The sequence below is a fragment of the Enterobacter cloacae complex sp. 2022EL-00981 genome (genome assembly GCF_028737495.1).
Classification (GTDB): domain Bacteria; phylum Pseudomonadota; class Gammaproteobacteria; order Enterobacterales; family Enterobacteriaceae; genus Enterobacter; species Enterobacter cloacae.
This window is the reverse complement of record NZ_JAQZRK010000003.1, coordinates 83,823-106,881: the sequence shown is the minus strand read 5'-3', so window position 1 is coordinate 106,881 and position 23,059 is coordinate 83,823. Positions and strand designations below refer to the sequence as shown.

Sequence of the window (23,059 nt, the reverse complement as noted above, 5' to 3'; positions counted from 1 at the left end):
TCCTGAGCATTGATTTAGAACAGTTTGTAAACGATATTCAGGATGGTCAGCAGGCCGACAACGGTGACGAAGATGTTCTCGGGTCTGCCCTTATACTTCGCCATTGCCGGGGCTTTGCGGATGGCATACATCGGCAGCAGACACAGCAGAGAAGCGATGATGGGTGCTCCCATGGCCTCAATAAGGTCCAGAATGTTCGGGTTGGCATACGCGACAACCCAGGTGGAGCCCATGATGAAGACCATGCTGATGGTGTTCAGTTTGCCCACCGAGACCTTCTTCTTATCGCCCTTATACCCGAACTTCAGGATCAGGCCGTTCAGCCCTTCCAGCGTGCCCAGATAATGGCCGAAGAAAGATTTGAAGATTGCGACCAGCGCGATGATAGAGGCGCCGTATTCCAGCACCGTCGCAAACGTCGATTTGGTGCCTGACATCGACGCAAAATGGTTCGCCAGATAAGAGAGCACCGGAATGTTCTGCGCTTTGGCATCAGCCATGTTCTGCGGAGAGAGCGTAAACAGGCAGCTAAAGGCGAAGAACATCACCACGGCGACCATCAGCAGGCTGGCGCGGCCGATGATTCTGGAGCATTTCTGCTCGGTGAAGTCTTTACCGAACTCCGGTTCGTACTCTTCGCGCTTGGAGACCACAAACGAGGAGACAATCGGCGAGAAGTTAAAGGAGAAGACCATGATGGAGATCCCCAGCCACACCGTCACCAGTATGCCATCATGGCCGGTGAAGGCGATATCGCTCAGGTTAACCTGGTCGATCACCGCCGAGTTCCAGTAAGGGATCAGCGACAGGGAAATCAGCACCAGACTGGCGATAAACGGGAATACCAGATAGCTCATGACCTTCACCATCAGGTCTTTACCGAACCAGATCACAAAGGCCATCAGCAGCAGCAGGAACAGCGCCACCACGCCGCGGTTTAGCGCCGGCATCTGGAGCTGGTTTTCCCAGAAGGTCATAAAGGTGTTGGTAATGGTGACGCCGTAAATCCACAGCAGCGGGCAAATGGCGAAGAAGTAGAGGAACGTGATGACCACTCCGCCTGTTTTACCAAAATGCTCCTCCACCGTTTCGGTGATATTGCCGGAAACGTTGCTACCGGACAGGCACAGACGCGCCAGCGCGCGGTGGCAGTAGAACGCAATCGGGAACGCGAGAAGCAGCATCAGCAGGATAGGGATCAAGCCGCCAAAACCTGCACGAATAGGGAAGAACAGCACGCCTGCGCCAATGGCGGTACCAAACAATCCCAGCGTCCAGGTGGTGTCTGACTTACGCCAGGAGGACGTTTTTGTCTGGCCAACGATAATGCTTTCAGTGTTGCTCATAGGTCATCCTTATGCGTCAACGAAGCCGGTAATTTGGGAAACACGAGAGAGATCGATATTGCCGCCGGAAATAATGCAGACGGTTTTGCGCCCCTGAATATAATGGTCGAGCTTGCCGCTCAATAACGCCGCGCAGGCCAGCGCCCCCGCCCCTTCGGTCACCACTTTGTTTCGCTGAATTAACGCAATCATGCTGTTGCGAATATCGTCTTCGCTGACCAGCACAATGTCGTCGACTAATTCACGAACAATTTCGAAGGTTAATTTACCCGGACGAGAAACGTCGCAGCCGTCTGCTAATGTGCCGGTAACCCGATGGTTAATAATTTCACCCGCCTGATACGACGCCGCCATACCGTGAACGTTTTCAGACTGTACGCCGATAATATTAATGGTCGGGTTAATCGATTTTATTGCCGTTGCGATGCCAGCAATTAACCCGCCACCGCCGATCGGCACAATGACGTTATCCACATCGTATAAATCTTCTAGAATTTCGAGGCCGATAGTACCCTGGCCAGCGATCACTTTTGGGTCATCATAAGGCGGGATAAAAATACGCCCTTCCATCTCGACGATTTCGCTCACTTTGGCGATTGTGTCGTTGAAGTTCTCGCCGTGCAGCACCACTTCCGCCGAGTAGTCACGCGTGGCGGCAACTTTGGATTTTGGCGCGCCCATCGGCATCACCACTTTGCCGTCGATGCCGAGCATGGCACAGGAAAGGGAGACGCCCTGCGCATGGTTTCCCGCAGAGCAGGCCACAACACCTTTACGTCTTTCAGCATCGGTCAGCGAGCTTAATTTATTAAACGCGCCGCGAATTTTGAAGGAGCCGGTACGCTGCATATTTTCAAACTTCAGAAAGATTTCACCCTTACAGCGTTCGCTGAGATAATTCGAGCGAGGCATGCCGGTTTTATATATCTTTCCTGCCAGTCGTTTTCTGGCGTCCTGAATATCTTCAATGGTTACCGGGAGATCGTAGGTAATATGCATAATATCCTCGTTATAATAATTCATTCTTTTCGGGCAAAGTCAGGGTATCAGAGCACAACTAAAATAAGCTCTGGGGTGTTTTTCAAAAAATAGGCAGTACTTATTTGGAAATTAATTATTCATCGTCGTCGTTCACTGGTCAGTGACGCATATTGTTTCGCCAGCTCAACTAACACTGACGCTGATTTTTTAATTCTGTAATTTTTTGACCACACGGCGGCATAGCGTGCCACCGGTAATTCATCTTCCACTGGCAGTACAATAAACTGGTCTGAACCGAACGGCGCAATCATGTCGCGGGGGATCACCGTCAGGTAGTCGGCATTGAGGACAAGGTTATAAATGGTGACGACGGAATCGGTCTGGACGATGTTTTCAATACTGATGTGGTTGTCTTGCAGGGTGGTCAGAAGTTCTTTGTAGTAGCCCATGTCGGTTTGCGGCATCACCCACTGCTCATGGGTGAGCGATGCCAGTGTCGTCGGGGCGGTGCACGTTCGTGATTTGCTGGCCACCAGCACAAATTCAGACTCGAACAGCGGCTCGACATGCAGATCCTGCAGCAGCATTTCATCACTCAGCGTGCCGATGGCAAAGTCCAGCCGCCCGTCACGAATGGCGGGAAGGAAAGAAGAGAGCTGTGCTTCATACATGGAGACCCGCGCTTTCGGGAATACTTCCTTGAATTTTTTGATCATTTCAGAGAGGAACGTGAAGCCAATCAGCGAGGGATAACCAAACGAGACGTCCATGACGGTGCTAAAACTGAGGCTGTTAATCTCGCTCACCATGTTTTTCATCTCACGGGTGATCGACTCTGAGTACGAGAGCAGAACCTGGCCCGCCGCCGTCAGTTTTACGCCCGTGTTTTTACGCACCATCACTTCCACACCGAAGTAAGATTCGATGTCACTGATAATTTTGCTGACGGCGGGTTGCGTCAGACCCAGTTGTCTTGCTGCAGAACCTATGGAGCCACTTTTAATGACTTCCTGAAATACCACGAGGTGCTGTGTTTTCGGTAGAATAATAGTGTTCATAATATTCTGCGCTTATTTCCCTATGACGGGGTGGATTCTACTCAATATTGTTTCAGGGGGTATGTGCTGTTACTCACAATTTGCCTTTTCGTACCCTTACCAGGAACTACCAAACCCCATTAAAATCCTTTTAAATCAATAAAATACAACCAACCAAATACGCTATTACGCTGATATTGATCAACAAAAATGGCGGTAATAAATTTATTTTATGGCGATAACCCGGATAAATTTTGCTGCGTTTAAAAAATCAATAAAGACTATCTTTCAGGCAATTAAAGAACAATAAATAGCCATTATTCATGTGAAACATTCTTTCAGTTTTTCGAAATTTACGGGCGTAATTTGACAGAGGTTCGGGAAAGAGTGGAATACGTCACACATTCTTAGGGTGAATGTTTTTAATTTCAAAATATGCATATCAAATAAGAAAACATTCGGGATCATCCAGTTAACATTCATAACAAATTAATCATACTCAGAATTCAGGATTTTTTAGCGGTAAATTTTGTGATAACGATCAGGATTAGACAGCAGAGCGGCAATGAATGGAGAAAACAGTGAAATGTGCTTAATGTCGCAAATATGAGAATTGGTGTCGTTTGGGGGGTTGCCGGGTGGCGCTGCGCTTAACCTGCGTACATGCCCCATTAAGCAAAAACCCCGCCGAAGCGGGGTTCTCTAAGAAGTTGAAGCTGACCGATAAGCCGCGTTCTTTCATAGAAAGCGGAGTGGACAGTCATTCATCTCTTTTAGCGCAGATAGCAAAAACCCCGCCGAAGCGGGGTTTTCTAAGAAGTTGAAGCTGACCGATAAGCCGGGTTCTGTCGTGGACAGTCATTCATCTAGGCCAGCAATCGCTCACTGGCTCAAGCAGCCTACCCGGGTTCAGTACGGGCCGTACCATGTGAACCCCTATTTGGCCTTGCTCCGGGTGGAGTTTACCGTGCCACGGACTGTTACCAGCCGCGCGGTGCGCTCTTACCGCACCCTTTCACCCTTACCTGATCCCACTTGCGTGGGCCATCGGCGGTTTGCTCTCTGTTGCACTGGTCGTGGGTTTCCCCCCCAGGCGTTACCTGGCACCCTGCCCTATGGAGCCCGGACTTTCCTCCCCTCCGCCCGTCTCCACCCGAAGGTGGACGACGACGAAGCGGCGACTGTCTGGTCAGCTTCGGCGCGCAGTATAGTGGGTTTGCACGCCGCTGTCACCCTTGGCTGTAGGGAAGCCGAAATTAACGGGAGACTTCCACCTTCGCCAGTTTTTCGTAGTAGCACGCAATGGCACTGTGGTCAGCGGTGCCCAGGCCATCGGCACGTAGCGCCTGCATCATCTCCATGACGGCGGCGGTCAGCGGCAGTTGGGCCCCTACGCCGTGTGAAGTGTCCAGCGCGTTAGCCAGATCTTTAATGTGCAGGTCGATACGGAAACCGGGTTTGAAGTTACGATCCATCACCATCGGCGCTTTAGCGTCCAGCACCGTGCTACCCGCCAGCCCACCGCGGATCGCCTGGTAAACCAGATCCGGGTTGACGCCCGCTTTGGTGGCCAGAGTGAGCGCCTCCGACATGGCGGCAATATTCAGCGCCACAATCACCTGGTTTGCCAGCTTGGTTACGTTACCCGCGCCAATCTCCCCGGTGTGCACCACGGAACCGGCCATCGCTTTCATCAGATCGTAGTATTTGTCAAAAATCGCCTTATCGCCGCCGACCATGACCGACAACGTACCGTCGATGGCTTTCGGTTCACCGCCGCTCACCGGGGCATCGAGCATCTCGACGCCTTTCGCTTTCAGCGCCTCGCTGATTTCCCGGCTGGCCAGCGGTGCGATGGAGCTCATGTCGATCAACACCAGGCCCGGCTTCGCGCCGTCGATAATGCCGTTCTCACCCAGCGCGACCTCTTTTACATGGGGAGAGTTTGGCAGCATGGTGATAATGACATCGCACTGCTCGGCAATCGCTTTGGCTGTGGTGGCGGTTTCTGCGCCAGCCGCCATCACTTCGGCCACGGCCTGCGAATTATGGTCTGAAACCACCAGGGAGTATCCTGCTTTGATGAGGTTTTTACTCATTGGTTTGCCCATAATGCCGAGGCCAATAAAACCCACTTTCAGCGTCATAATCTGTTTTCCTCAAGATGGTTATTTTTTAAAAGCGTCCGCTAATTTCTGCGTCGCAGAACGGAATACGCCGAGGTCGCTGCCGACGGCAACGAAGGTCGCGCCCCACTCCAGATAGCGGCGTGCGTCTGCTTCAACCGGCGCCAGAATGCCACACGGTTTGCCGTGCGCTTTGGCGCGGGCAAAGATGTGCTGGATGGCGCGCTGCACATCCGGGTGACCCGCATTGCCCAGGTGCCCAAACGCGGCCGCCAGATCGCTTGGGCCGACGAAAATGCCGTCCACGCCCTCGGTGGCGGCGATGGCATCCACGTTATCGACACCCTGCTGACTCTCAATCTGTACCAGAATAGTGATGTTGCTGTTGGACTGCGCAAAGTAGTCCGGTACGGTGCCAAACATGTTGGCGCGATGCGAAACGGAGACGCCGCGGATCCCTTCCGGCGGATAGCGTGTTGACGCCACGGCCTGTGCCGCCTCCTCCTGCGTTTCGACAAACGGGATCAGGAAGTTGTAGAAGCCGATATCCAGCAGGCGCTTGATGATCACCGGCTCGTTCGTGGGGACGCGGACCACCGGCGCGCTCTGGCTGCCTTTGAGCGCCATCAGCTGCGGAATAAAGGTGCTGATATCGTTCGGCGCATGCTCGCCATCAAGCACCAGCCAGTCGAACCCCGCCAGACCCAGCACTTCGGTGCTGATTGGGTTTGCCAGTGCGGACCAGCATCCAATTTGAATCTGGTGCGCCGCAAGCGCCGCTTTAAATTTATTTGGGAAGATAGCGTTATTCATCGTATTTACCTTTTTAATTCCGCAGCCCTGGTCAGTATATTTATTACCAGCGTTATATTTATTCTCTATTTCAGCGTGATAAAATCGTCATTCAGTATAATCGCCACTTTCCGGCAGCACATTGTTTTAATGCTCAAGTGTTACGCTCTGTTTCAATAATATTTTGAGCATATGCACAAACCACTGGGCGCTGATGCACAGAATCAGCCATTACTGGTTCGGGAGCGATCGCGATCACATTCTCACGTTCTGTCTCCTGACATGCTCTATTTTCGCAAGCTGCGTTTTTATTTTTGCCATAAGAAAATTGGCTGTATTTATTATCAAATTCTTTGCTGGAGAATATTGAACAATGGCCGACATTGAAATTCGACAAGCGTTGCCGACGGCGTTCTATATAAAAGTTCACGACACGGATAATGTGGCAATTATTGTGAACGACAATGGCTTAAAAGCCGGAACCCGCTTCCCGGATGGCCTGGAGCTGATTGAACATATTCCGCAGGGGCATAAAGTGGCGCTGGTGGATATCCCGGCCCAGGGTGAAATCGTGCGTTATGGTGAAGTCATTGGCTATGCCGTCCGTGCCATTCCGCAAGGCAGCTGGATTGATGAGTCTCTGGTTGAGTTGCCAGAAGCCCCACCGTTGAACACCCTGCCGCTGGCGACCCGCGTCCCGGAGCCGCTGCCACCGCTGGAAGGGTACACCTTTGAAGGCTATCGCAACGCAGACGGCAGCGTTGGAACCAAGAATCTGCTCGGCATTACCACCAGCGTTCACTGTGTGGCAGGCGTGGTGGATTATGTGGTGAAACTCATCGAGCGCGATCTGCTGCCAAAGTACCCGAACGTTGATGGCGTGGTGGGGCTGAATCACCTTTACGGCTGCGGCGTGGCGATCAATGCCCCTGCGGCCGTGGTGCCAATCCGAACTATCCACAATATCGCCCTGAACCCGAACTTTGGTGGCGAAGTGATGGTGATAGGCCTGGGTTGTGAAAAGCTACAGCCTGAGCGCCTGCTGCAGGGCACCGAGGATGTAAAAGCCATTCCGGCCGATGAGGCCAGCATTGTACGTCTGCAGGACGAACACCACGTTGGTTTCCGTTCGATGGTTGACGATATCCTTGAGGTTGCAGAGCGTCATCTGGCTAAACTCAATACGCGTCAACGTGAGACCTGCCCGGCTTCCGAGCTGGTGATTGGTACACAATGTGGCGGCAGCGATGCGTTTTCCGGCGTGACCGCCAACCCGGCGGTGGGTTATGCCTCCGACCTGTTTGTTCGCTGCGGGGCCACGGTGATGTTCTCTGAAGTGACAGAAGTGCGAGATGCCATCCATCTACTCACGCCACGCGCCATCAACGAAGAGGTGGGCAAACGCCTGCTCGAAGAGATGGCCTGGTACGATAATTACCTCGATATGGGAAAAACCGACCGCAGCGCCAACCCCTCTCCGGGGAACAAAAAAGGGGGCCTGGCGAACGTGGTGGAAAAAGCGCTCGGCTCTATCGCCAAATCCGGTCAAAGTGCCATTGTAGAAGTCCTCTCGCCGGGCCAGCGCCCAACGAAACGCGGCCTGATCTACGCGGCAACCCCGGCCAGTGACTTTGTTTGCGGCACCCAGCAGGTGGCTTCCGGTATTACGGTGCAGGTCTTTACCACCGGACGCGGTACGCCGTACGGCCTGATGGCGGTGCCTGTTATTAAAATGGCGACCCGCACTGAGCTGGCTAACCGCTGGTATGACCTAATGGACATTAACGCAGGCACCATCGCCACCGGGGAAGAGAGCATAGAAGAGGTAGGCTGGAAGCTGTTCCACTTTATTCTGGATGTGGCGAGCGGCAGGAAGAAAACCTTCTCGGACCAGTGGGGGCTGCACAATCAGCTGGCGGTGTTTAACCCGGCACCGGTGACGTGATAGCCCCTCACCCTGCCCTCTCCACAGGGGAGAGGGTAAAAACCGCACCGAGCAGTCCCCTCTCCCCTGTGGGGAGAGGGTTAGGGTGAGGGGAGAAACTACCCTTTCACCAACACCACATCGATCCCGCTTTTACGCAACCCATCCAGGCTCTCCGCCGGAATGCCTTCGTCGACAATAATCATATCAATCCGTTGTGTATCAATGATTTTATGCAGGCTCGAGCGGTTAAATTTGCTGGAGTCGGTCACGACAATAATACGCTCTGCCACTTCGCACATCCGGCGGTTGAGGCGCGCCTCGTCTTCGTTGTGCGTGCTCACACCGCGATCGAGATCGATGGCGTCAACGCCCAGGAACAAAAGATCGAAGTGATAATTCTGTAATGACTGCTCCGCCTGGTCGCCATAGAAGGATTGCGACTGACGGCGCAGATGCCCGCCTGTCATCAGCAGTTCCACTCCTTCCGCTTCCAGCAAAGCGTTCGCGACGTTCATGCCATTGGTCATGGCAATCACATCCGTGTGCTGGCGCAGCATTCGGGCAATTTCAAATGTTGTGGTACCCGAATCCAGAATGATGCGATGCCCTGGCTTTACCAGTTCTGCGGCAACCTTCGCGATGCTGCGCTTCACGGCAGTATTCAGCGAGCTTTTATCTTCAACGGAGGGTTCAACGCCCGGCACATTGCCTTCGCAAATCAACGCGCCGCCATAGGCGCGAACGGCGATACCTTGCTTCTCCAGAAAAGCCAGATCGTTGCGGATCGTGACCGTCGACACGCCGTATAAATGGGAAAGATCGTTAACCTGTACGCTTCCCTGCGCCCGCAACCGCTGAATGATCTGCTCTCGCCTTTCACTGGTGCCGGTGATGCGCTTTTCCGCGGAGGAATCAGTGCTGCTCATACGCGATCCTTTATAAATAAACTTTCGTTTCATTTCGTTTTGCCTATTAAGGCCTTTCTTTTAGGGGAATGCAAGCCCCATCTACCGTTCTTACCCTCCCCTTCCCGACGCTGAAACCTTTCATTGCGTTTCTTTTGTGAAACAGATCGGAAAACTATTATCTTTCGTTTTATTTTTATACCACCATAATGCAGTATCAAATGAAACAAAACGAAAGATGAATACCATCACCATCCGAAATGGAGAGGAAAGTGAAACATCTGACTGATATGGTGGAACAACATAAACGGGGGAATACAAACGGGATTTATGCCGTCTGTTCCGCACATCCATTAGTACTTGAAGCTGCAATTCGTTACGCCCATTCGCAACAAACGCCGCTGCTGATTGAAGCAACCTCAAACCAGGTCGATCAGTTTGGCGGTTACACCGGCATGACGCCCGCCGACTTTTACGGGTTCGTCCGCAAGCTGGCGGACTCTCTTGGCTTCCCCGCGTCACAGCTGATCCTCGGCGGCGACCACTTAGGGCCAAACCGCTGGCAACACCTGCCCGCGCAGGAAGCGATGTCCAATGCTGACGATCTTATTAAAAGCTATGTCGCAGCCGGGTTCAAAAAGATCCACCTCGACTGCAGTATGTCCTGCGAGGATGATCCGGTTCCTTTGACCGACGCGATCGTCGCCGAACGCGCGGCACGTCTGGCGAAAGTCGCCGAACAGACCTGCCGTGAACAGTCTGGTGAATCCGATCTGGTCTATGTCATTGGCACTGAAGTCCCCGTGCCGGGTGGCGCGCACGAAACGCTTACCGAGCTTGAAGTCACCACGCCGGACGCGGCTCGCGCGACGCTTGAGGCGCATCGTCATGCGTTTGAAAAGGAAGGGTTAGGTGACATCTGGCCACGCATTATTGGCCTGGTGGTTCAGCCTGGCGTGGAGTTCGACCATGCGCACGTCTGTGACTACCAGCCGCAAAAAGCCCATGCCCTGAGCACCATGGTTGAAGCCTACGATACGCTGGTTTTTGAAGCGCACTCTACCGACTACCAGACGCCACAGGCGCTTCGCCAGCTGGTAAAGGACCACTTCGCCATTTTAAAAGTCGGCCCGGCCCTTACCTTCGCTCTGCGTGAGGCACTCTTTGCGCTGGCTGCCATAGAAGAAGAGCTGCTGCCAGCGAAAGCCAGCTCGGGCCTGCGTCACGTGCTGGAAAACGTGATGCTCGATCGGCCGGAATACTGGCAAAGCCACTACCATGGCGACAGCAACGCACGCCGCCTGGCGCGTGGCTACAGCTACTCTGACCGCGTACGCTACTACTGGCCGGACAGCCAGATTGACGATGCCTTTGAACGTTTGGTGCGTAACCTGGCGGACGAACCGCTACCGTTGCCGCTGATTAGCCAGTATCTGCCGTTGCAGTACAGCAAAGTTCGCGAGGGGGCTCTCAAGTCAACGCCGCGAGAACTCATCATCAACCACATTCAGGACATACTTCAGCAGTACCACGCCGCCTGCGAAGGCGTAACGACTCAGCATGCATAATTAAAAAGAGGAAAAAGCTATGCCAAACATTGTCTTATGCCGAATTGATGAACGTCTGATCCACGGTCAGGTGGGCGTGCAATGGGTGGGGTTCGCGGGGGCGAACCTGGTACTGGTCGCGAATGACGAGGTGGCAGAGGATCCGGTTCAACAGAACCTGATGGAAATGGTGCTCGCGGAGGGGATCGCCGTGCGTTTCTGGTCTTTGCAAAAAGTGATCGACAACATTCATCGCGCCGCTGACCGCCAGAAAATTCTGCTGGTCTGTAAATCTCCCGCTGATTTTCTGAAGCTGGTTGAGGGGGGCGTGCCCATCACCCGTATCAATGTAGGAAACATGCACTACGCCAGTGGCAAACAACAAATTGCCAAAACGGTATCTGTAGACGCGGACGACATAGCCGCCTTCAACGGCCTGAAAGCGGCCGGGGTGGAATGCTTCGTTCAGGGCGTTCCAACAGAGACTGCTTTGGATCTCTTTAAACTGCTTTGAGGGATTCACAATGGAAATCAGTCTGTTGCAGGCTTTCGCGCTGGGGCTTCTCGCCTTTATCGCGGGTCTGGATATGTTTAATGGCTTAACACACATGCACCGTCCGGTCGTACTCGGGCCGCTAGTTGGCCTGATCCTTGGCGATCTGCACACCGGGATTTTAACCGGCGGGACGTTAGAGCTGGTCTGGATGGGTCTGGCACCGCTCGCGGGCGCACAGCCGCCAAACGTCATTATCGGCACCATCGTCGGGACCACGTTTGCCATCACCACAGGCGTGAAACCGGATGTCGCCGTCGGGGTCGCCGTGCCGTTTGCCGTCGCGGTACAGATGGGAATTACTTTCCTCTTCTCGGTAATGTCCGGCGTGATGTCCCGCTGCGATCGCATGGCGGCTAATGCAGATACCAACGGCATTGAACGGGTTAACTATCTGGCTCTGCTGGCACTTGGCCTCTTCTATTTCTTGTGCGCATTTCTGCCCATTTACTTTGGTGCGGAGCACGCGAAAACCGCCATTGATGTGCTGCCGGAGCGCCTGATTGATGGCCTTGGCGTCGCGGGCGGCATCATGCCTGCCATTGGCTTTGCCGTGCTGCTCAAAATAATGATGAAAAACGTCTACATCCCCTACTTCATTATCGGTTTTGTCGCTGCGGCCTGGCTCAAGCTTCCGGTTCTGGCGATTGCCGCTGCCGCGCTGGCCATGGCTTTGATAGACCTGATGCGTAAATCACCTGAACCGGCGGCGCCTGCAGCCCAGAAAGAGGAATTCGAAGATGGCATCTAATCACACAACATTACCGGGCGTGTCTGAAAGTGAAGAGACGCTGCTGACCGGCGTCAATGAAAACTTCTACGAAGACCAGAGCATCGGTGCCGAACTGACCAAAAAGGACATCAACCGCGTCGCCTGGCGTTCTATGCTGCTGCAGGCCTCATTCAACTATGAACGTATGCAGGCCTCCGGCTGGCTTTACGGGTTACTGCCTGCGTTGAAAAAGATCCATACCAACAAGCGCGATCTGGCACGCGCCATGAAAGGTCACATGGGGTTCTTTAATACCCACCCGTTCCTGGTGACCTTTGTTATTGGCATTATTCTGGCGATGGAACGCTCCAAACAGGATGTAAACAGCATCCAGAGCACCAAAATTGCCGTCGGTGCGCCGCTTGGCGGCATTGGTGACGCCATGTTCTGGCTGACCCTGTTGCCTATCTGCGGCGGTATCGGCGCCAGCCTGGCGCTGCAAGGTTCGATTCTGGGTGCGGTGGTGTTTATCGTGCTGTTTAACGTGGTGCATCTCGGCCTGCGTTTTGGCCTGGCGCATTACGCTTACCGGATGGGCGTCGCAGCCATTCCGTTGATCAAAGCCAATACTAAAAAGGTCGGCCATGCGGCTTCCATCGTCGGGATGACGGTAATCGGTGCGCTGGTGGCAACCTATGTTCGTCTCAATACCACACTCGAAATCAAAGCCGGGGATGCGGTCGTTAAACTGCAGGCTGACGTTATCGATAAGCTGATGCCTGCGTTTCTGCCGCTGGTCTACACCCTGACCATGTTCTGGTTAGTGCGTCGTGGCTGGAGCCCGCTGCGGCTGATTGGTATCACCGTGGTGCTGGGTGTTGTCGGTAAATTCTGTCACTTCCTGTAAAAACAAAGAGGTTGCGATGTTAGGCATTATTTTGACGGGTCACGGTGGATTTGCCAGCGGGCTTGAGCAGGCTATGAAGCAAATCCTCGGCGAGCAGCCGCAGTTTATCGCCATCGATTTTCCGGAAACCTCCACCACCGCGCGGCTGACAGCGGAGCTTGAGCAGGCGGTGAGCGAGCTCGATGCCCGGCACGATATTGTGTTCCTTACCGATCTGCTGGGCGGGACGCCGTTTCGCGTTGCTTCTACGCTCGCTATGAAAAGACCGGGCAGCGAAGTGATCACCGGCACCAACCTGCAATTGCTGCTGGAGATGGTGCTCGAACGTGAGGGTCTGAGCAGCGAAGCGTTTCGTCGGCAGGCGCTGGAGTGTGGTCACCGTGGTCTGACGAGCCTGGTAGATGAGCTTGGCCGCTGTCGCGAGGAAGCTCCCGCTGAGGAAGGGATATGAGTCAGCTACTGCGCGCGCGGCGGGTACTGACCGAACAGGGCTGGCTGGATGACCACCAGCTTCGTATCGAGAACGGCGTTATCACGGCGATTGAACCTGTCCCTGCGGGGGTTAACGCTCGCGATGCCCGGCAGCTTTGTCCGGCGTACATCGATATTCACGTTCATGGTGGCATGGGTGTGGATGTGATGGATGACGCCCCCGATGCGCTGAACGTTTTGGCTCTTCATAAAGCACGTGAAGGCGTCGGGGCATTTTTGCCCACGACGGTCACCGCGCCGCTGGAGGCGATTCACGGCGCACTCACGCGGATCGCCCGACGCTGTCAGTCAGGCGGCCCTGGCGCGCAGATTCTGGGCAGCTATCTGGAGGGCCCGTACTTTACGCCGCAGAACAAAGGGGCGCATCCGCCTGCACTGTTTCGTGAACTGGATATCGCCGAGCTGGACGCGTTGATTGCGGTATCGCACAACACGCTGAAGGTGGTGGCACTGGCACCGGAAAAGCCCGGCGCGCTACAGGCCATTCGCCACCTGAAGCAGCGGGGTATCCGTGTGATGCTGGGCCACAGTGGCGCCACGTACGAGCAAACCCTCGCCGCCTTTGACGCCGGTGCAGACGGACTGGTGCACTGCTTTAACGGTATGACGGGGCTGCACCACAGAGCGCCGGGTATGGTCGGTGCCGGGCTGACGGACAAACGGGCGTGGCTGGAGCTTATTGCCGACGGTCATCATGTTCATCCGGGCGCCATGCGTATATGCAGCTGCTGTGCGAAGGACCGCGTGGTGCTGATTACCGATGCCATGCAGGCGGCAGGTATGCCGGACGGGCAGTATATGCTCTGTGGCGAAGAGGTCACAATGCACCACGGCGTAGTGAAAACCGCCTCCGGCGGGCTGGCGGGAAGCACGCTGTCGCTGGATGCCGCCGTCAGGCATATGGTGGAACATGCGGGCGTGACAGCAGAAGAGGCTATTCATATGGCTTCGCTGCATCCTGCCCGCCTGCTGGGCATTGATCATCAGCTTGGCTCCTTAGCGCCAGGGAAACGCGCCAATATTATTGCGCTGGATGACGGTTTACACCTTCAGCAGATCTGGATTCAGGGCCAGGCTCTCCCCCTTTAGCCCTTTTATTGTGTCTCCTTTTGGCTTTATGGCGCCAAACCGTAAGGCCTTTCTTTTCCTTTCCTTAAGTTTACCCTTTCCTTTCGCGATCACACTTTTCGTTTTATTTCTTTTCTTTCATTGAACTTTCGATTTCTTTTCTATAGATTTTATTTAACTGCTTAAGTGAACAAGTGAAACGAAACGAAAGATAGCGACACATTTGCCAGCGTCTGATGTGGAATTCACACGACTAAGGACTGAGTTATGCCACAGATCACTCCCACCGCCACCACCGGCACCTGGACCGAAGAAGAGATCCGCCAGCAGCCTGCCAGCTGGATCCGCTCGCTCCACAACATCGATAATTTGCGCTCCTCGATTGACAGTTTCCTGACGCCACTGCTGCGTAAGCACGATCTGCGGATCGTACTGACCGGCGCGGGCACGTCCGCGTTTATAGGCGATATCATTGCGCCATGGCTTGCGAGCCACACCGGGAAAAACATCAGCGCCGTTCCGACAACCGATCTGGTCACAAACCCGATGGATTACTTCAGCCCTGCACATCCGCTGCTGCTGATCTCATTTGCCCGTTCCGGTAACAGCCCTGAGAGCGTCGCCGCCGTTGAGCTGGCCAATCAGTTCGTGCCGGAGTGCTACCACCTGTCGATCACCTGTAACGAGGCGGGAAACCTGTATCAGAGCGCTATCGACAGTGATAACGCCTGTGCCCTGCTGATGCCTGCCGAAACGCACGATCGCGGTTTCGCGATGACCAGCAGTATCACCACCATGATGGCAAGCTGCCTGGCCGTATTCGCGCCAGAGACGATCAACAGCAACACCTTCCGCGACGTGGCCGATCGCTGTCAGGCGATCCTCACCTCACTTGGTGATTTCCGCCATGGCGTATTTGGTAACGAGCCCTGGAAACGGATCGTCTACCTGGGAAGCGGTGGCCTGCAGGGGGCGGCGCGGGAATCGGCGCTGAAGGTACTGGAACTGACCGCGGGCAAGCTGGCGGCATTCTACGATTCCCCAACGGGGTTCCGTCACGGGCCTAAGTCGCTGGTAGATAACGAAACGCTGGTGGTGGTGTTTATCTCCAGCCATCCGTATACGCGTCAGTACGATCTGGATCTTCTGGCCGAATTGCGTCGCGATCGCCAGGCCCTGCGCGTTGTCGCCATCGCCGCTGAAAACGATCCGGTGATTGAAGCGGGCCCGCACATCCTGCTGCCGCCTTCACGCCCGTTTATTGATATGGAACAGGCGTTCTGCTTCCTGATGTACGCCCAGGTCTTTGCGCTGTCCCAGTCCCTCAGCGTGGGCAATACACCCGATACGCCATCCGCCAGCGGCACGGTCAACCGCGTGGTACAGGGCGTTGTTATTCACCCGTGGCAGGCTTAAGAGGATCGCATCATGAGCATTATCTCAACGAAATATCTTCTGCAGGACGCACAGGCAAAAGGCTACGCCGTACCGGCGTTTAACATCCACAACGCAGAGACGATCCAGGCGATCCTCGAAGTGTGTAGCGAGATGCGATCGCCGGTGATCCTCGCAGGCACGCCGGGCACGTTCAAACATATTGCCCTGGAAGAGATCTACGCCCTGTGCAGCGCATATTCATTAACTTACGACATGCCGCTGGCGCTGCATCTCGATCATCACGAATCCCTCGACGATATTCGTCGCAAGGTTAACGCTGGCGTGCGTAGCGCGATGATCGACGGCAGCCACTATCCGTTTGAACAAAACGTGAAGCTGGTGAAATCGGTAGTCGATTTCTGCCACCTCAACGACTGTAGCGTCGAGGCTGAACTGGGCCGTCTGGGCGGCGTGGAAGATGACATGAGCGTCGACGCGGAGAGTGCATTTCTCACCGACCCGCAGGAAGCGAAACGCTTTGTCGAACTGACCGGCGTGGATAGCCTCGCCGTCGCCATCGGCACCGCACATGGCCTGTATACCAAACGCCCTAAAATTGACTTTCAGCGCCTGGCCGAGATCCGCGAAGTGGTCACCGTGCCGCTGGTGCTGCATGGCGCGAGCGATGTGCCAGATGAGGATGTACGTCGCACCATCGCGCTGGGTGTGTGCAAAGTCAACGTGGCGACCGAGCTGAAAATCGCCTTCTCTGACGCAGTGAAAGCCTGGTTTGCTGAAAACCCGCAGGGTAACGATCCGCGTTTTTATATGCGGGTCGGAATGGATGCCATGAAAGAGGTGGTCAGGAGCAAAATTACCGTGTGTGGCTCGGCAAACCGCTTGCTGCTTCCGACAGAAGCCTGATGAAAAAGGATCTTACCCTGATGAAAAAAATCCTCACCCTATCCATGCTTGCCCTGTGTGTTTCCCATAGCGCGATAGCAGCGAATTACACCCTTAATAACGACAACATTGCCCTGTCATTTGATGACGCGAACTCGACGGTCGTGGTGAAGGACACCAGGGCTAATCATCCGCTGACGCCGCAGGAGCTGTTCTTTCTGACGCTGCCGGACGAGACTAAAATTCACACGGCGGATTTTAAGGTCAAACATGTCGAAAAACAGGACAGTGGAATTGTCGTCGACTTCACCCATCCTGACTTTAACGTGACGGTGAAGTTGAACCTGGTGAAGGGCAAATACGCCAGCATCGACTACACCATCGCCGCCGTCGGGCAGCCACGGGATGTGGCGAAAATCACCTTCTTCCCGACCAAAAAGCAAGCTCAGGCACCTTACGTAGATGGGGCAATTAACAGCTCGCCGATTATCGCAGACTCGTTCTTTATCCTGCCGGATAAACCCATCGTTAACACGTACGCCTATGAAGCGACGACCAACCTCAATGTGGAGCTGAAAACCCCCATTCAGCCGGCAACACCGGTCAGCTACACCACCTACTTCGGTACCTTCCCGGAGACCAGCCAACTGCGCCGTAGCGTAAACCAGTTTATCGATGCCGTGCGTCCGCGTCCGTATAAACCTTACTTACACTACAACAGCTGGATGGATATCGGCTTCTTTACACCGTACTCCGAGCAGGATGTGCTGGGGCGGATGGACGAATGGAACAAGGAATTTATTGCCGGGCGGGGTGTCGCGTTGGATGCTTTCCTGCTTGACGATGGCTGGGATGACCTTACCGGGCGATGGCTGTTCGGCCCGGCTTTCAGCAAAGGTTTTGGCAAGGTACGGGAGAAAGCAGACAGCCTGCACAGCTCTGTTGGCCTGTGGCTCTCGCCATGGGGCGGATATAACAAACCGCGCGATACGCGCGTCTCGCATGCAAAAGAGTACGGTTTCGAAACGGTAGACGGTAAGCTGGCGCTGTCAGGCCCGAATTATTTTAAAAATTTTAATGAGCAGATCGTTAAGCTTATCAAAAACGAGCACATTACCTCGTTCAAGCTCGACGGGATGGGTAATGCCAATTCGCATATTAAGGGCAGCCCGTTCGCCTCGGATTTTGACGCCTCTATTGCACTGCTGCATAACATGCGCAGCGCCAATCCGAATTTGTTTATTAACCTGACGACCGGTACTAACGCCAGCCCATCCTGGCTGTTCTACGCCGATTCCATCTGGCGTCAAGGAGACGACATCAACCTGTACGGCCCCGGCACACCGGTGCAGCAGTGGATGACCTATCGCGATGCGGAGACGTATCGCTCTATTGTGCGTAAAGGTCCGCTATTCCCGCTGAACTCCCTGATGTATCACGGGATCGTCAGCGCGGAGAATGCGTATTACGGTCTGGAGAAGGTGCAAACGGACAGCGATTTTGCTGACCAGGTCTGGAGCTACTTCGCCACCGGCACCCAGCTGCAGGAGCTGTATATCACCCCTTCAATGCTCAACAAGGCGAAGTGGGATACCCTGGCGCAGGCTGCCAAATGGTCCCGGGATAACGCCAGTGTGCTGGTGGATACCCACTGGATTGGCGGAGACCCAGCGGCGCTTGAGATCTACGGCTGGGCGTCGTGGAATAAAGACAAAGCCATTTTTGGATTACGAAACCCGTCGGATAAGCCGCAAAGCTATTATCTGGATTTGACGAAAGATTTCGAAATCCCGACCGGAGATGCGACGCCGTTTAGCCTGAAAGCGGTCTATGGCAGTAACGCCACAATACCGGAAGAGTATAAAAACGCGGTGGTGATTACCCTCAAACCGCTGGAAACGCTGGTGTTTGAGGCGATGCCAGAAAAATAAAACGTGATCGGCTGAGCAGGTTAAGGCATGACCTGCCAGCTTCCTCCTTTCCTGGCTCCCAGGCGCTTTAGTTTCCCTTTTGTTTGCAAGGCGCTGAGATAGCGTTCCACAGTGCGGGAAGTGACACCTAGCATGGATGCTAACATCGCTGCGGACATCTGCGGTTGAACGGTAAGAAGCTCAAGAATAGTCGTTTCCTTTTCCGACATCTCTTCCGACATTTTTCCCGACATAACCGACGGTGCCCCTATGCCCTCCCGCAACGCTTCAGCCATATTCTGAAGCATAAACTCTATAAATGCGGTGCAATCACTCGCCCGGTCACATTCTCCCAAAATCTGATAATAGCGATCCTGCTGAAAATGAATCAGTGTCTCAACTGGCAGCCAGGCAAGCTCAGAGCGCCACTGACTCAGAATCAACGTTTGCCACAGCCGCCCCATACGACCATTCCCATCAGAAAATGGATGGATGAATTCAAATTCGTAATGGAAGACCGAGCTGGTAATCAGTGGATGGAGTTCGGTTTCTTTTAACCAGGCAAGCAGATCAGCAATAAGCCGGTTAATTTGGGAAGCGGGTGGAGCCATATGGACCAACTGATTCCCGCGATATACGCCAACGTCCCCCATTCTGAGCTTGCCAGGGTTATCAACCAGACCAAGCATTAATAACCGGTGTGCACTGAGTAAGTCTTTGAGCGTCCAGGGCCTCCATTCAGGCAATTTCTCATAAGCCAGAATCGCGTTACGCACTTCCTGAATATCTTTTTCAGGTGCGAGCACGCGTTTACCCTCCATGATTGCCGTTACTTGTCCGGTCGTCAGAGAGTTATGTTCAATGGCCAGAGAAGCCTGGATGGTGCGGATTCGGTTCTCTTTACGCAGTAACGGAGAGGTTCTTCCTGAATGCGCCGCCCAGTGCCCTAATAGCTCACCAATCTCAACAACCTGATTGAGTATCGATGGTGTGATCGTGAAAGGAGGCTGGTAGCGGCTCATATCACTTACTCCCCCTGCTGCTCCAGCGCATATTTATAGAGCGCATTCTTCTTCACGCCGTGGATTTCTGCCGCCAGTGCTGCCGCTTTCTTAAGCGGCAATTCAGCCTGTAGCAGTGCCAGAGTACGCAGCGCATCGGCAGGCAGTGCGTCCTCCTCCGCTTTATGCCCTTCGACAATCAGCACCATCTCACCCTTGCGACGGTTTTCGTCCTCTTTCACCCACGCCAGCAGTTCGCCGACCGGCGCGCCGTGAATGGTTTCCCAGGTTTTGGTCAGCTCGCGCGCCAGCACCACGTAGCGGCGCTCTCCCCAGACGGTCACCATATCTTCCAGGCTTTCCAGCAGGCGATGCGTGGATTCGTAGAAAATCAGCGTACGCGGTTCAGCTTCCAGCTCTTTTAACACGTCACGGCGGCCTTTGGATTTGGCGGGCAGGAAACCTTCATAGCAGAAACGATCGGACGGTAGGCCCGCTGCGCTCAACGCAGCAATCGCAGCACACGGCCCCGGCAGTGGGACCACCCGGATCCCGGCTTCACGGCAGGTACGCACCAGATGGTAGCCCGGATCGTTAATCAGTGGCGTACCGGCGTCAGAGACGAGCGCAATGTTCTGCCCCTCTTTGAGCTTCGCCACCAGCGTTTCTGCTTTTTGCTGCTCATTATGATCGTGCAGGGCGAAGAGACGAGCGTTAATCGCAAAGTGTTGCAGCAATAAACCGGTATGCCGGGTATCTTCAGCAGCAATTAAATCAACAGCTTGCAATACGGTTAGTGCACGTTGGGTAATATCAGACAAATTCCCGATAGGAGTAGGTACAATATAAAGCTGGCCTTGAGAATTCTCTGCCGTTTCGTGTTGTTTCATTGTTTCGTCCGTATTGCCGATTTAATATTGAGCATTGCGTAAAAAAAATCACTGGATACAGTATGGTACCGTTAACGTTTCTTCGAAAAAAAGCCACGCGCAGCGTGCCGCTTCTGCTGGCAGCCCTGATCTTTGCAGGCTGTGGCACCCAGGCACCTGACCAGAGCACGGCCCATCTGCAGGGATCCGCTCAGGCTGATTCTGGCTTTTATCTGCAACAAATGTCGCAAAGCTCAAATGATACCAGGATCAACTGGCAATTACTCGCCATTCGTACACTGCTGAAAGAGGGCAAAACCCAGCAGGGCGCCGAACTGTTCAACCAGCTTCCGCACGAGCTTAACGATGCCCAGCGTCTTGAGCAGAGCCTGCTCTCTGCCGAGCTGAAAGTCGCGCTGAAAGATTATGCCGCCGCGAAAAAGATCCTTGGCGACATCGACGTGAGCGCGCTGGATAAAAATCAGCAGGCCCGTTTCTGGCAGGCGGGTATTACCGCTGAGCAGGGACGTCCTTCCCTGACGCTGCTGCGGGCGCTGATCGCCCAGGAGCCGCTGCTCGGCGGTGCGGACAAGCAGAAAAATATTGATGCCACCTGGCAGGCGCTCGCCTCAATGACCCAGGAACAGGCGCAGGCGCTGGTCATCAATGCTGATGAAAACGTGTTGCAGGGGTGGCTGGATCTGCAACAGATGTGGTTTAACAACCGCAGCGATCCAAAGATGCTGAAAGCCGGTATTACCGACTGGCAAACGCGCTACCCACAAAACCCGGGCGCGAAAATGCTGCCGACACAGCTGGTGAACGTGCAGAACTTTAAGCCTGCCTCCACCAGCAAAATCGCCCTGCTTCTGCCGTTGAACGGCCAGGCGGCGGTATTTGGCCGCACCATTCAACAAGGTTTTGAAGCGGCGAAGAACGGTACCACGCCAGTGACCGGCAGTGCAGTTCCGGCGCAGGCAGCTCAGGCGGCAAACGTGAACGACGTTGTCAGCCCTTCCGCCGCGGAAACCAGCGACCTGACCACAGCACAAACGCCGCCGCAGGGGACGATGCAGAACCCGGTGACGGCACCGACCACACCAGCGGCCGCAGCACCCGCGCCTGCGACTCCGGTAGAGACACAATCCGCACCGGCGACGGAGCCTGCGACATCGGAGCAACCTCAACCGCAGACCACTGAGCCCGTAGCACAACCTGCCGCTCAGCCTGCCGCCCAGCCACAGGCCGTAGCCACCACCAGCGCTAACCCGGGCGCTGAGCTGAAAATCTATGACACCAGTTCTCAACCGCTCGATCAGGTTCTGGCGCAGGTGCAACAGGACGGTGCCAGCATCGTTGTGGGTCCGCTGCTGAAAAACAACGTCGAAGAGTTGATGAAGAGCAACACTGCGCTGAACGTGCTGGCGCTCAACCAGCCTGAACAGGTTCAGAACCGCGCCAATATCTGCTATTTCGCCCTCTCTCCGGAAGATGAAGCCCGCGATGCGGCGCGTCATATTCACGAGCAAGGGAAACAGTCTCCGCTGCTGCTGATCCCTCGCAGTACGCTGGGCGATCGCGTCGCCAACGCCTTTGCCGAAGAGTGGCAGAAGCTGGGCGGCGGCATCGTGCTGCAGCAGAAATTCGGCTCCGTCTCTGAACTGCGCGCGGGCGTTAACGGCGGCGCGGGTATTGCGCTTAACGGCAGCCCGGTGAGTGCAAGCCTGCCACAGCAGCAGAGCGTGACGATTGGCGGTCTGACCATCCCTGCCCCACCTACCGATGCGCAGATTAGCGGTGGCGGTAAAGTGGATGCGGCCTATATCGTCGCTACGCCACAAGAGATTGCCTTCATCAAGCCGATGATCGCCATGCGTAACGGCAGCCAGAGCGGCGCCACGCTCTACGCCAGCTCTCGCAGCGCACAAGGCACCGCAGGCCCGGATTTCCGCCTGGAGATGGACGGCCTGCAGTACAGCGAAATTCCGATGCTGGCGGGCAGCAATCCGGCCCTGATGCAGCAGGCGCTGAGCGCAGTCCGTAACGACTACTCGCTGGCGCGTCTGTACGCGATGGGCGTCGATGCCTGGACGCTGGCGAACCACTTTACCCAAATGCGTCAGGTGCCGGGCTTTGAGCTAAACGGCAATACCGGCGATCTGACGGCCACTCAGGATTGCGTGATTAACAGGAAGTTATCATGGCTCAAATACCAGCAGGGACAAATCGTCCCGGCCAGTTAAGCCGTAAAGAGACCGGCGACGCCTGGGAATTAAAAGCGCGTCGCTGGCTTGAGGGCAAGGGACTGCGCTTTATCGCCGCTAACGTTCGCGGACGTGGCGGCGAAATCGATCTGATCATGAAAGAGGGTCAGGTCATTGTGTTTGTGGAAGTACGCTACCGACAGTCTTCCCGTTTTGGCGGTGCTGCCGCCAGCGTGACACCCGCCAAACAACATAAATTATTACAGACTGCCCACTTGTGGCTTGCCCGCCATAATGGGAGTTTTGATACTGTGGATTGCCGGTTCGATGTGTTAGCCTTCACCGGAAACGAGATCGAATGGCTGAAAAACGCTTTTGGCGAAGACGCATAATTAAGATTTA

General features: G+C 54.7%; 20 protein-coding genes and 1 other RNA gene. 12 read left to right on the top strand and 9 right to left on the bottom strand.

The window, feature by feature from the left end; genetic code table 11:
• Window positions 1-14 precede the first annotated feature (14 nt).
• From tdcC to garL, 6 genes are all read right to left on the bottom strand, one after another.
• Complete coding sequence (tdcC, locus tag PUZ33_RS04050) at window positions 15-1,346, bottom strand: threonine/serine transporter TdcC (protein ID WP_013098878.1); 1,332 nt, start codon at window positions 1,344-1,346, stop codon at window positions 15-17.
• A gap of 9 nt (window positions 1,347-1,355) precedes the next feature.
• Window positions 1,356-2,345 carry a bifunctional threonine ammonia-lyase/L-serine ammonia-lyase TdcB gene (gene tdcB, locus PUZ33_RS04045; protein ID WP_038983796.1) on the bottom strand — a complete coding sequence of 330 codons (990 nt, stop codon included), beginning with the start codon at window positions 2,343-2,345 and terminating at the stop codon, window positions 1,356-1,358.
• A gap of 119 nt (window positions 2,346-2,464) precedes the next feature.
• Window positions 2,465-3,385 carry a transcriptional regulator TdcA gene (tdcA, locus tag PUZ33_RS04040; RefSeq protein WP_038983586.1) on the bottom strand — a complete coding sequence of 307 codons (921 nt, stop codon included), beginning with the start codon at window positions 3,383-3,385 and terminating at the stop codon, window positions 2,465-2,467.
• Window positions 3,386-4,182: 797 nt separating this feature from the next.
• Window positions 4,183-4,561: RNase P RNA component class A (rnpB, locus tag PUZ33_RS04035), an RNA gene on the bottom strand.
• Between the two features lie 59 nt (window positions 4,562-4,620).
• Window positions 4,621-5,511 (bottom strand): 2-hydroxy-3-oxopropionate reductase, encoded by an 891-nt coding sequence (gene garR, locus PUZ33_RS04030; RefSeq protein ID WP_013098882.1) that lies wholly within the window; start codon window positions 5,509-5,511, stop codon window positions 4,621-4,623.
• A gap of 21 nt (window positions 5,512-5,532) precedes the next feature.
• The gene (gene garL / locus PUZ33_RS04025; protein WP_013098883.1) at window positions 5,533-6,303 is read right to left on the bottom strand and encodes a 2-dehydro-3-deoxyglucarate aldolase; all 771 of its coding nucleotides are present in this window, start codon (window positions 6,301-6,303) and stop codon (window positions 5,533-5,535) included.
• Between the two features lie 352 nt (window positions 6,304-6,655).
• Between garL and garD the strand changes: the two genes are divergently transcribed.
• Window positions 6,656-8,227 (top strand): galactarate dehydratase, encoded by a 1,572-nt coding sequence (gene garD, locus PUZ33_RS04020; protein WP_058680264.1) that lies wholly within the window; start codon window positions 6,656-6,658, stop codon window positions 8,225-8,227.
• 98 nt (window positions 8,228-8,325) lie between these two features.
• Here garD and PUZ33_RS04015 read toward each other — a convergent pair whose 3' ends face one another.
• Window positions 8,326-9,135 (bottom strand): DeoR family transcriptional regulator, encoded by an 810-nt coding sequence (locus tag PUZ33_RS04015; RefSeq protein WP_013098886.1) that lies wholly within the window; start codon window positions 9,133-9,135, stop codon window positions 8,326-8,328.
• Window positions 9,136-9,374: 239 nt separating this feature from the next.
• On the opposite strand from PUZ33_RS04015, the gene kbaZ reads away from it, so the two are divergent.
• From kbaZ to PUZ33_RS03970, 9 genes are all read left to right on the top strand, one after another.
• Complete coding sequence (kbaZ, locus tag PUZ33_RS04010) at window positions 9,375-10,682, top strand: tagatose-bisphosphate aldolase subunit KbaZ (protein WP_058680263.1); 1,308 nt, start codon at window positions 9,375-9,377, stop codon at window positions 10,680-10,682.
• Between the two features lie 19 nt (window positions 10,683-10,701).
• Window positions 10,702-11,175 (top strand): PTS N-acetylgalactosamine transporter subunit IIB, encoded by a 474-nt coding sequence (agaV, locus tag PUZ33_RS04005; protein ID WP_013098888.1) that lies wholly within the window; start codon window positions 10,702-10,704, stop codon window positions 11,173-11,175.
• A 10-nt stretch (window positions 11,176-11,185) separates the two neighbouring features.
• Window positions 11,186-11,965 (top strand): PTS N-acetylgalactosamine transporter subunit IIC, encoded by a 780-nt coding sequence (gene agaW / locus PUZ33_RS04000; protein WP_038983591.1) that lies wholly within the window; start codon window positions 11,186-11,188, stop codon window positions 11,963-11,965.
• Window positions 11,955-12,833 carry a PTS N-acetylgalactosamine transporter subunit IID gene (agaE, locus tag PUZ33_RS03995; protein ID WP_058680262.1) on the top strand — a complete coding sequence of 293 codons (879 nt, stop codon included), beginning with the start codon at window positions 11,955-11,957 and terminating at the stop codon, window positions 12,831-12,833. The genes agaW and agaE overlap by 11 nt, the downstream gene beginning before the upstream one ends.
• A 16-nt stretch (window positions 12,834-12,849) precedes the next feature.
• Window positions 12,850-13,284: a PTS galactosamine/N-acetylgalactosamine transporter subunit IIA gene (agaF, locus tag PUZ33_RS03990; RefSeq protein ID WP_029883376.1), complete on the top strand. Its 435-nt coding sequence runs from the start codon at window positions 12,850-12,852 to the stop codon at window positions 13,282-13,284.
• On the top strand, window positions 13,281-14,414 hold the full coding sequence (gene nagA, locus PUZ33_RS03985; RefSeq protein WP_062676611.1) for an N-acetylglucosamine-6-phosphate deacetylase: 1,134 nt from the start codon (window positions 13,281-13,283) through the stop codon (window positions 14,412-14,414). The genes agaF and nagA overlap by 4 nt, the downstream gene beginning before the upstream one ends.
• A gap of 246 nt (window positions 14,415-14,660) precedes the next feature.
• Complete coding sequence (locus PUZ33_RS03980) at window positions 14,661-15,809, top strand: SIS domain-containing protein (RefSeq protein WP_046887346.1); 1,149 nt, start codon at window positions 14,661-14,663, stop codon at window positions 15,807-15,809.
• Window positions 15,810-15,821: 12 nt separating this feature from the next.
• Window positions 15,822-16,694 carry a tagatose-bisphosphate aldolase subunit KbaY gene (kbaY, locus tag PUZ33_RS03975; RefSeq protein WP_029883379.1) on the top strand — a complete coding sequence of 291 codons (873 nt, stop codon included), beginning with the start codon at window positions 15,822-15,824 and terminating at the stop codon, window positions 16,692-16,694.
• 20 nt (window positions 16,695-16,714) lie between these two features.
• A complete protein-coding gene (locus PUZ33_RS03970; protein ID WP_252107761.1) occupies window positions 16,715-18,604 on the top strand; it encodes an enterotoxin in 1,890 nt (629 codons plus the stop codon).
• 20 nt (window positions 18,605-18,624) lie between these two features.
• On the opposite strand, the gene PUZ33_RS03965 is transcribed toward PUZ33_RS03970, so the two are convergent.
• Both PUZ33_RS03965 and rsmI read right to left on the bottom strand, forming a co-directional pair.
• A complete protein-coding gene (locus tag PUZ33_RS03965; RefSeq protein WP_058680260.1) occupies window positions 18,625-19,605 on the bottom strand; it encodes a Fic family protein in 981 nt (326 codons plus the stop codon).
• A 5-nt stretch (window positions 19,606-19,610) separates the two neighbouring features.
• Window positions 19,611-20,474 (bottom strand): 16S rRNA (cytidine(1402)-2'-O)-methyltransferase, encoded by an 864-nt coding sequence (gene rsmI / locus PUZ33_RS03960; RefSeq protein ID WP_058680259.1) that lies wholly within the window; start codon window positions 20,472-20,474, stop codon window positions 19,611-19,613.
• A gap of 62 nt (window positions 20,475-20,536) precedes the next feature.
• On the opposite strand from rsmI, the gene PUZ33_RS03955 reads away from it, so the two are divergent.
• Window positions 20,537-22,696 carry a penicillin-binding protein activator gene (locus tag PUZ33_RS03955; RefSeq protein WP_058680258.1) on the top strand — a complete coding sequence of 720 codons (2,160 nt, stop codon included), beginning with the start codon at window positions 20,537-20,539 and terminating at the stop codon, window positions 22,694-22,696.
• A complete protein-coding gene (locus PUZ33_RS03950) occupies window positions 22,654-23,049 on the top strand; it encodes a YraN family protein (RefSeq protein WP_013098898.1) in 396 nt (131 codons plus the stop codon). Before PUZ33_RS03955 ends, PUZ33_RS03950 begins: the two co-directional genes overlap by 43 nt.
• Window positions 23,050-23,059 lie beyond the last annotated feature (10 nt).

What these genes read in the sequence shown, in the direction of transcription:
- tdcC (WP_013098878.1), bottom strand. Translation starts at nt 1,346, where the DNA reads ATGAGCAACACTGAAAGCATTATCGTTGGCCAGACAAAAACGTCCTCC.
- tdcB (WP_038983796.1), bottom strand. Translation starts at nt 2,345, where the DNA reads ATGCATATTACCTACGATCTCCCGGTAACCATTGAAGATATTCAGGAC.
- tdcA (WP_038983586.1), bottom strand. Translation starts at nt 3,385, where the DNA reads ATGAACACTATTATTCTACCGAAAACACAGCACCTCGTGGTATTTCAG.
- garR (WP_013098882.1), bottom strand. Translation starts at nt 5,511, where the DNA reads ATGACGCTGAAAGTGGGTTTTATTGGCCTCGGCATTATGGGCAAACCA.
- garL (WP_013098883.1), bottom strand. Translation starts at nt 6,303, where the DNA reads ATGAATAACGCTATCTTCCCAAATAAATTTAAAGCGGCGCTTGCGGCG.
- garD (WP_058680264.1), top strand. Translation starts at nt 6,656, where the DNA reads ATGGCCGACATTGAAATTCGACAAGCGTTGCCGACGGCGTTCTATATA.
- PUZ33_RS04015 (WP_013098886.1), bottom strand. Translation starts at nt 9,135, where the DNA reads ATGAGCAGCACTGATTCCTCCGCGGAAAAGCGCATCACCGGCACCAGT.
- kbaZ (WP_058680263.1), top strand. Translation starts at nt 9,375, where the DNA reads ATGGAGAGGAAAGTGAAACATCTGACTGATATGGTGGAACAACATAAA.
- agaV (WP_013098888.1), top strand. Translation starts at nt 10,702, where the DNA reads ATGCCAAACATTGTCTTATGCCGAATTGATGAACGTCTGATCCACGGT.
- agaW (WP_038983591.1), top strand. Translation starts at nt 11,186, where the DNA reads ATGGAAATCAGTCTGTTGCAGGCTTTCGCGCTGGGGCTTCTCGCCTTT.
- agaE (WP_058680262.1), top strand. Translation starts at nt 11,955, where the DNA reads ATGGCATCTAATCACACAACATTACCGGGCGTGTCTGAAAGTGAAGAG.
- agaF (WP_029883376.1), top strand. Translation starts at nt 12,850, where the DNA reads ATGTTAGGCATTATTTTGACGGGTCACGGTGGATTTGCCAGCGGGCTT.
- nagA (WP_062676611.1), top strand. Translation starts at nt 13,281, where the DNA reads ATGAGTCAGCTACTGCGCGCGCGGCGGGTACTGACCGAACAGGGCTGG.
- PUZ33_RS03980 (WP_046887346.1), top strand. Translation starts at nt 14,661, where the DNA reads ATGCCACAGATCACTCCCACCGCCACCACCGGCACCTGGACCGAAGAA.
- kbaY (WP_029883379.1), top strand. Translation starts at nt 15,822, where the DNA reads ATGAGCATTATCTCAACGAAATATCTTCTGCAGGACGCACAGGCAAAA.
- PUZ33_RS03970 (WP_252107761.1), top strand. Translation starts at nt 16,715, where the DNA reads ATGAAAAAAATCCTCACCCTATCCATGCTTGCCCTGTGTGTTTCCCAT.
- PUZ33_RS03965 (WP_058680260.1), bottom strand. Translation starts at nt 19,605, where the DNA reads ATGAGCCGCTACCAGCCTCCTTTCACGATCACACCATCGATACTCAAT.
- rsmI (WP_058680259.1), bottom strand. Translation starts at nt 20,474, where the DNA reads ATGAAACAACACGAAACGGCAGAGAATTCTCAAGGCCAGCTTTATATT.
- PUZ33_RS03955 (WP_058680258.1), top strand. Translation starts at nt 20,537, where the DNA reads ATGGTACCGTTAACGTTTCTTCGAAAAAAAGCCACGCGCAGCGTGCCG.
- PUZ33_RS03950 (WP_013098898.1), top strand. Translation starts at nt 22,654, where the DNA reads ATGGCTCAAATACCAGCAGGGACAAATCGTCCCGGCCAGTTAAGCCGT.